General features: G+C 50.5%; 4 protein-coding genes. All 4 read left to right on the forward strand.

All coding sequences use genetic code 11. The features are described from left to right. The first annotated feature begins 173 nt into the window (after positions 1 to 173). The 4 genes from ftsH (at position 174) to lysS (ending at position 6030) form a co-directional block, all read left to right on the forward strand. Complete coding sequence (ftsH, locus tag BN54_RS07380) at positions 174 to 2285, forward strand: ATP-dependent zinc metalloprotease FtsH (RefSeq protein ID WP_019206541.1); 2112 nt, start codon at positions 174 to 176, stop codon at positions 2283 to 2285. Between the two features lie 168 nt (positions 2286 to 2453). Then, positions 2454 to 3341 (forward strand): Hsp33 family molecular chaperone HslO, encoded by an 888-nt coding sequence (hslO, locus tag BN54_RS07385; protein WP_019206542.1) that lies wholly within the window; start codon positions 2454 to 2456, stop codon positions 3339 to 3341. Between the two features lie 151 nt (positions 3342 to 3492). Further along, positions 3493 to 4494, forward strand: coding sequence for a tRNA dihydrouridine synthase DusB (gene dusB, locus BN54_RS07390; RefSeq protein WP_019206543.1), 1002 nt, complete (start codon positions 3493 to 3495; stop codon positions 4492 to 4494). A 42-nt stretch (positions 4495 to 4536) separates the two neighbouring features. Next, positions 4537 to 6030: a lysine--tRNA ligase gene (gene lysS, locus BN54_RS07395; protein ID WP_019206544.1), complete on the forward strand. Its 1494-nt coding sequence runs from the start codon at positions 4537 to 4539 to the stop codon at positions 6028 to 6030. Positions 6031 to 6485 lie beyond the last annotated feature (455 nt).

The following is a 6485-nucleotide window of genomic DNA, read 5'->3' on the forward strand; positions in this document are numbered from 1 at the left end:
TTCAAGCAGCCCTGCGTCCTGCTGAGTGGGCGGAGGGTTACTTTTTGTCAGAAAGCTTGACTAATTAATGGTCAACGTTAGTCAAGTGTGGTATATTTATGCCATTATGAATGGCGCAAGCCGTTGGATTTTCAAACTGTGGCCGATACAGGCGACATGAATAGGAGGTTGTTATGAACAACAATCGAAAGAACAACGGGTTCACTCATAACGTCCTGTTCTATTCAGTGATCTTTTTGTGCATCATGGGGATTGTCTACTACTTCTTTGGCGGCAACACCCATACGGGGCAGACAAAAGAAGTTTCCCAAAGCGAATTTATTGCTGAATTAAAGGACGATAAGATCAAGAACTTTACTGTGCAACCAAACGGTGGGGTTTATAAGATTACTGGGACTTACAAGCACGCCCAAACGGCTGAAAACAGCAACAAGGGTGGCTTGGCTTTTGCCGGGCAAAGTTCCAGCACTACCAAGAACTTCCAAAGTTCGGTCTTGCAAAGCGATGTGACGATCAATCAATTGCAGAAGTACGCAGAACGTGAACACGTCAAGATCACTACAAAACCAGAGGAGTCCAATAGTTTATGGTCGAACCTCTTGATTACGGTCTTACCGTTAGTGATCATGATTTTCTTCTTCTACATGATGATGGGTCAAGCGGGCCAAGGCGGCGGTGGCCGGGGAGTGATGAGCTTTGGGAAATCCAAGGCCAAGCCGGCTGACGCTAAGGACAATAAGGTCCGCTTCTCTGACGTGGCCGGGGAAGAAGAAGAAAAGCAAGAATTGGTCGAAGTCGTTGAATTCTTGAAGAACCCAAAGAAGTTTATGAAGTTAGGTGCCAAGATTCCATCCGGGGTCCTCTTGGAAGGCCCGCCAGGGACGGGGAAGACCCTCTTGGCCCGGGCGGTCGCTGGGGAAGCCGGCGTACCGTTCTTCTCTATTTCCGGGTCGGACTTCGTGGAAATGTTCGTTGGGGTTGGTGCCAGCCGGGTCCGGGACCTCTTTGAGCAAGCCAAGAAAGCGGCGCCGGCGATCATTTTCATCGATGAAATCGATGCGGTAGGTCGCCGTCGGGGCAACGGTATGGGCGGTGGCCATGATGAACGGGAACAAACCTTAAACCAACTCCTGGTTGAAATGGACGGGTTCCAAGGTGACGAAGGGGTCATTGTTATGGCCGCTACCAACCGGGCTGATGTCTTGGACCCCGCGCTGTTGCGGCCGGGGCGGTTTGACCGGAAGATTCTGGTCGGCCGGCCGGACGTCCGGGGGCGCGAAGCCATCTTGCGCGTTCACGCCAAGAACAAGCCGTTGGCCAGTGATGTCGACTTAAAGGAAATTGCCAAGCAAACGCCTGGTTTTGTCGGGGCCGATTTGGCCAACCTGTTGAACGAAGCGGCCCTCTTAGCTGCCCGGCGCAACAAGTCGGAAATTGACGCCGCTGACGTTGATGAGGCCGAGGACCGGGTCATTGCTGGGCCGGCTAAGCGCGATCGGGTGATCTCCAAGCAAGAACGGCGGACGGTCGCCTTCCACGAAGCAGGCCACACGATCGTTGGTTTAGTCTTAAATGATGCTCGCGTCGTCCACAAGGTGACGATTGTGCCCCGGGGTCGCGCCGGCGGTTACGCAATCATGTTGCCAAAGGAAGACCAAATGCTGATGTCCAAGAAGAACGCGATGGAACAAATCGCGGGCTTAATGGGGGGCCGGGCGGCCGAAGAATTGATCTTCAAGTCTCAATCCTCCGGGGCATCGAATGACTTTGAACAGGCAACCCAAATTGCCCGGGCAATGGTTACCCAATACGGGATGTCCGATAAGATCGGACCGGTGGAATTACAATCTTCCGGGGCGGTCTTTACCGGGCAAGAATTTGGCCAAGCTCCGTACTCAGAAAAGACGGCGGCCTTAATCGACGAAGAAGTTCGGCGGATTTTGAATGAAGGGCATGAAGAAGCGCTTCACATCATTGAAACCCACCGGGAACAACACCGGTTGATTGCCGAAGCCTTACTGGAATACGAAACGCTGGATGAAAAGCAGATTCTCAGTCTGTACAAGACCGGCAAGATGCCAGAAAAGGCGGTTGAAGAAGCCGATAGTGAACAACGGGCGCAAACCTTTGAAGAAGCCAAGCAAGAATTGGAACGTAAGGAAAATGCGCGGGCGACGGCGGACCAAGAGTCAGCCGCTGACCAACCGACGACCAGTGCGGATCAACCAAGCACCACTGATGCTGACGACGATCAACCCGCGGATTCAGATCAACCAAAAGAATAGGCGAAAGCGAAGAGCTCACGGGGGCTCTTCGTTTTTTGTTACGGGGCTTGGTGAGCAAGATGGTGCTCATCAAGGCTTTTTAGCTGGCTTAGCGCAGTCTGGCTTGACAGTGACCGAGCAGATCAGTACATTGGATACTTAGAAGTGAGGTACGAGGAGGAAAAATCAATGAACGACTATTTAGTGAAGAGCACAGCCATGAACGGCATGTTTCGGGCTTACGCAGTTAACGCTTCGCATTTGGTAGAACAGGCCCACACCATTCATGACACGTGGTCGGCATCATCAGCCGCGTTGGGGCGGACCTTGGTTGGGACGACCCTCTTGGCCACAGCGGGCTTACAAGGCGCTGGGCGACTGACGGTTAAGATCCAAGGGGATGGCCCGGTAGGCTTTATCGTGGCGGATGGGGATGCGGCCGGCAACGTCCGGGGTTACATTAAGCAACCCCATGTCAACCTGCCCTTAAATGCGCAAGGTAAAATTGATGTTAAGGGGGCCGTGGGGACCAACGGGGTGTTGTCCGTGACTAAAATGGCTCCGGGGGATAAGACACCTTATACCGGGGAAGTGGAACTGGTCTCGGGCGAATTAGGTGAAGACTTCACCTACTACCTGGCTCAGTCGGAGCAAATTCCGTCGGCGATGGGAGTCTCGGTCTTTGTCAACAGCGATGATTCAATTGCAGTAGCCGGGGGCTTCTTAGTGCAAGCCTTGCCGGGCGCTAGTGATGAAGCTTTGCAAACTTTGGAACAATCTTTAAAGGAGCTGCCTTTGGTTTCGGAGTTGTTGCGCGCTGGGAAAACGCCAGAGGACATTTTGCGCTTGATCTTTAAGGACCAGGAGTTGAAGCTTCACGAAACCATGCCGGTGCAATTCCACTGTGATTGTTCCAAAGAACGCTTTGGGCACGTCTTGGCAACGCTCAAGCCAACTGAATTGCAGGAAATGATTGAGCAAGATCATGGGGCGCAAGCGGTTTGCCAATTCTGTGGGCGCCATTACCAGTTCAGTGAAGCTGAATTACAAGCAATGCTTGCCCAACAGCAAAAGTAAATTAACGCAACCGGTGGAGCGGTTGCGTTTTTTTCTGGCGGCGCGCCGCAAAAAATGGTATGTTAAAGTTTGTGTATAAAAAAGTCGAGCCTTGCAAGTTATTTTGTCGTTGTTTTACAATCAATGTGGCAATTAATGAAGGGGGAAAAAGATGGAATGGCAAATCGGGGATTTAAAGATCCCAAATCAAGTTGTGGTCGCACCGATGGCTGGGGTAACCAATAAAGCTTTCCGGGTCATTTGTAAGAAGTTCGGGGCTGGTTACGTGGTCTGTGAAATGATTTCCGACCGCGGGATTATGTACAAGAACAAAAAGACCCTGTCGATGACGGGCGTCGATCCCGAAGAACACCCGATGGGGATTCAAATCTTTGGGGGGACCAAAGAGACCTTAGTCGAAGGGGCCAAGTTTATTGACCAACACACGGATGCGGATGTGATTGACATCAACATGGGTTGTCCCGTCAATAAGGTAGTTAACATTGACGCCGGTTCGCGCTGGTTGCTTGATCCAAAGAAGGTTTACGAAATGGTTGCCTACGTCGTCGAAGCGGTTCAAAAGCCTGTGACCGTGAAGATGCGGACTGGTTGGGATGACCAACACATTTATGCGGTTGAAAATGCCCTGGCGGCCGAAAAAGCGGGGGCCGCGGCGTTGGCAATGCACGGTCGGACCCGGAAACAAATGTATTCTGGGCATGCGGATTGGGACGTGTTAAAGGAAGTTGCCAGTCAGTTGACGATTCCGTTTATGGCCAACGGGGATATTCGTTCGGCACAAGATGCTAAGTATGTCTTAGATTATACTGGGGCAGATGCGGTCATGATCGGTCGGGCGGCCATGGGGAACCCGTGGATGCTGACACAAACGGTTCACTATTTGGAAACGGGGGAACTTTTACCCGAAGCCACGCCCGCTGAAAAACTGCAGACGGCCAAGGATCACCTGGCCCGCTTGGTTGAGCTGAAGGGTGAACACACGGCCGTGCCGGAATTCCGGGGCCAAGCGGCTTACTACTTGAAGGGGATTCCCCGCTCGGCGCGGACCAAGGTCAAGGTGATGGAAGCTACGACCCAACAAGAAGTCATTGATATCTTTGACGAATTCATTGAGAGTTTAGAACAACGGGCGGCCTTGCGGCAAGCTCAGTAAATGGTGTGGGGTGTCCCGCGCTCAATAAGGAGGATTTAATTCATGGCAAGTGAAGAAAAGCTGAACGACCAGATGATTGTCCGGCGTGAAAAGATGCAAGCGTTGAAGGACCAAGGGGTGGCGCCATTTGGGCACCGCTTTGCGCCGGATCATGATCTGTCATCCGACATTCATGCAAAGTATGATGCAAGTGATGGGGAACTGCTCTTAGAACAAGGCAACATCGTAACCATCGCGGGGCGCATGGTTGCCAAGCGGGGGAGCGGTAAGGCTAGCTTTGCGGATCTTTTGGACCGGGGCGGCCGGATTCAATTTTACGTGCGCCAAGACATGGTGGGTGAAGAAGCCTACCAGCTGTTTAAGGACTCTGACATTGGGGACTTCTGGGGGATTACGGGGGATGTAATCAAGACCCGAATGGGCGAATTAACGGTTCGCGCCCACGAAATCACTTTCCTGACTAAGGCTTTGCGGCCGTTGCCAGACAAGTACCACGGTTTGCAAGATCCCGAATTGGTTTACCGCCAACGTTACTTAGACTTGATTACCAACCGGGAAAGTTTTGAGCGGTTTGTAAACCGGACCAAGATTATTAAGGCGATTCGGCGTTACATGGATGACAATGGCTTTCTTGAAGTCGAAACGCCAATTTTGGAAAATGTGGCCTCTGGAGCGGAAGCCCGGCCATTTATTACCCACCACAATGCCTTGGACATTGACATGTACATGCGGATTGCCACGGAATTGCGCTTGAAGCGGTTAATTGTCGGCGGAATGGAACGGGTCTATGAATTAGGGCGGATTTTCCGGAACGAAGGGATGGACTTAAAGCACAACCCGGAATTTGATACGATGGAAACCTATGCGGCTTACTTTGACTTCCATGACGTAATGGAAGAAACGGAAGGGATCGTGAAGGCGGCAACGAAGGCGATCTACCCGGACCTGAAGTTTGAATACCAAGGGACGGCGATGGACTTTGCCAAGCCATTTGCTCGCTTGCACATGGTTGATGCGATCAAGGAATACACCGGGATTGACTTCTGGGAAGAAATGTCAATTGAACAAGCCCGCCAGTTGGCTGATGAAAACGGGGTGGCTTACGAAAGTTGGTGGAAAGTTGGTCATATCATCAATGCCTTCTTTGAAGAAAAGGTGGAAGACCACTTGGAACAACCAGTCTTTATTTACGGGCACCCAGTTGAAATTTCACCGTTGGCGAAGGTAAACGAAAAGGATCCGCGCTTTACGGACAGGTTCGAACTGTACATTTTAGGGAGCGAATTTGCGAACGCCTTTAGTGAATTAAACGATCCAATTGACCAACGGCAACGGTTTGAAAACCAAGCCAAGGAACACGCTGAAGGGAACGATGAATACCAACCAATTGATGAAGACTTTGTGGAAGCTTTGGAATACGGGATGCCGCCAACGGGTGGCCTCGGGGTCGGAATTGACCGGTTGGTAATGCTGTTAACGAATGCCAAGTCGATTCGGGACGTCCTGCTCTTCCCAACGATGCGGCCAAAGAAGTAATTTTTGAGCTTAAACGCTGTTCAGGCGACGCCCTGAGCGGCGTTTTTACATAATCCTCCCCGTTTTGGGACGAAAAAAATCAATTTGGGTTCTTCGTTAATTAAGCGGTATCTCAGGCTTGTTACGGGGAGTATATTCACAAAGTTCGCCTTTGAAGTCATTGTGATGGTCTGATTAATTATAATGTTCGTTTTAGCTAAAAAACTGATAAAAACCTGCTGAAATCATGTTGACAGTTCTTGGATAAGCCTGTATATTAGATATCGTTGTCACGGCAGTTGAATATATCACTGCTGATCAACGCCAAACAATTTAAAAAAGTTGTTGACAGTGAGTTGATGATTTGATAACATATAAGAGTTGCTGATGCAGCTAATCAATCAAGAGCTTCAAAAATTAATTAAAAAAAGTTCTTGACATCGAAATTAATTGATGATATAATGATTAAGCGCTAA

Source organism: Limosilactobacillus ingluviei str. Autruche 4, from assembly GCF_000312405.1.
Taxonomy (GTDB): Bacteria; Bacillota; Bacilli; order Lactobacillales; family Lactobacillaceae; genus Limosilactobacillus; species Limosilactobacillus ingluviei.

What these genes read in the sequence shown, in the direction of transcription:
- hslO (WP_019206542.1), top strand. Translation starts at nt 2,454, where the DNA reads ATGAACGACTATTTAGTGAAGAGCACAGCCATGAACGGCATGTTTCGG.
- lysS (WP_019206544.1), top strand. Translation starts at nt 4,537, where the DNA reads ATGGCAAGTGAAGAAAAGCTGAACGACCAGATGATTGTCCGGCGTGAA.
- dusB (WP_019206543.1), top strand. Translation starts at nt 3,493, where the DNA reads ATGGAATGGCAAATCGGGGATTTAAAGATCCCAAATCAAGTTGTGGTC.
- ftsH (WP_019206541.1), top strand. Translation starts at nt 174, where the DNA reads ATGAACAACAATCGAAAGAACAACGGGTTCACTCATAACGTCCTGTTC.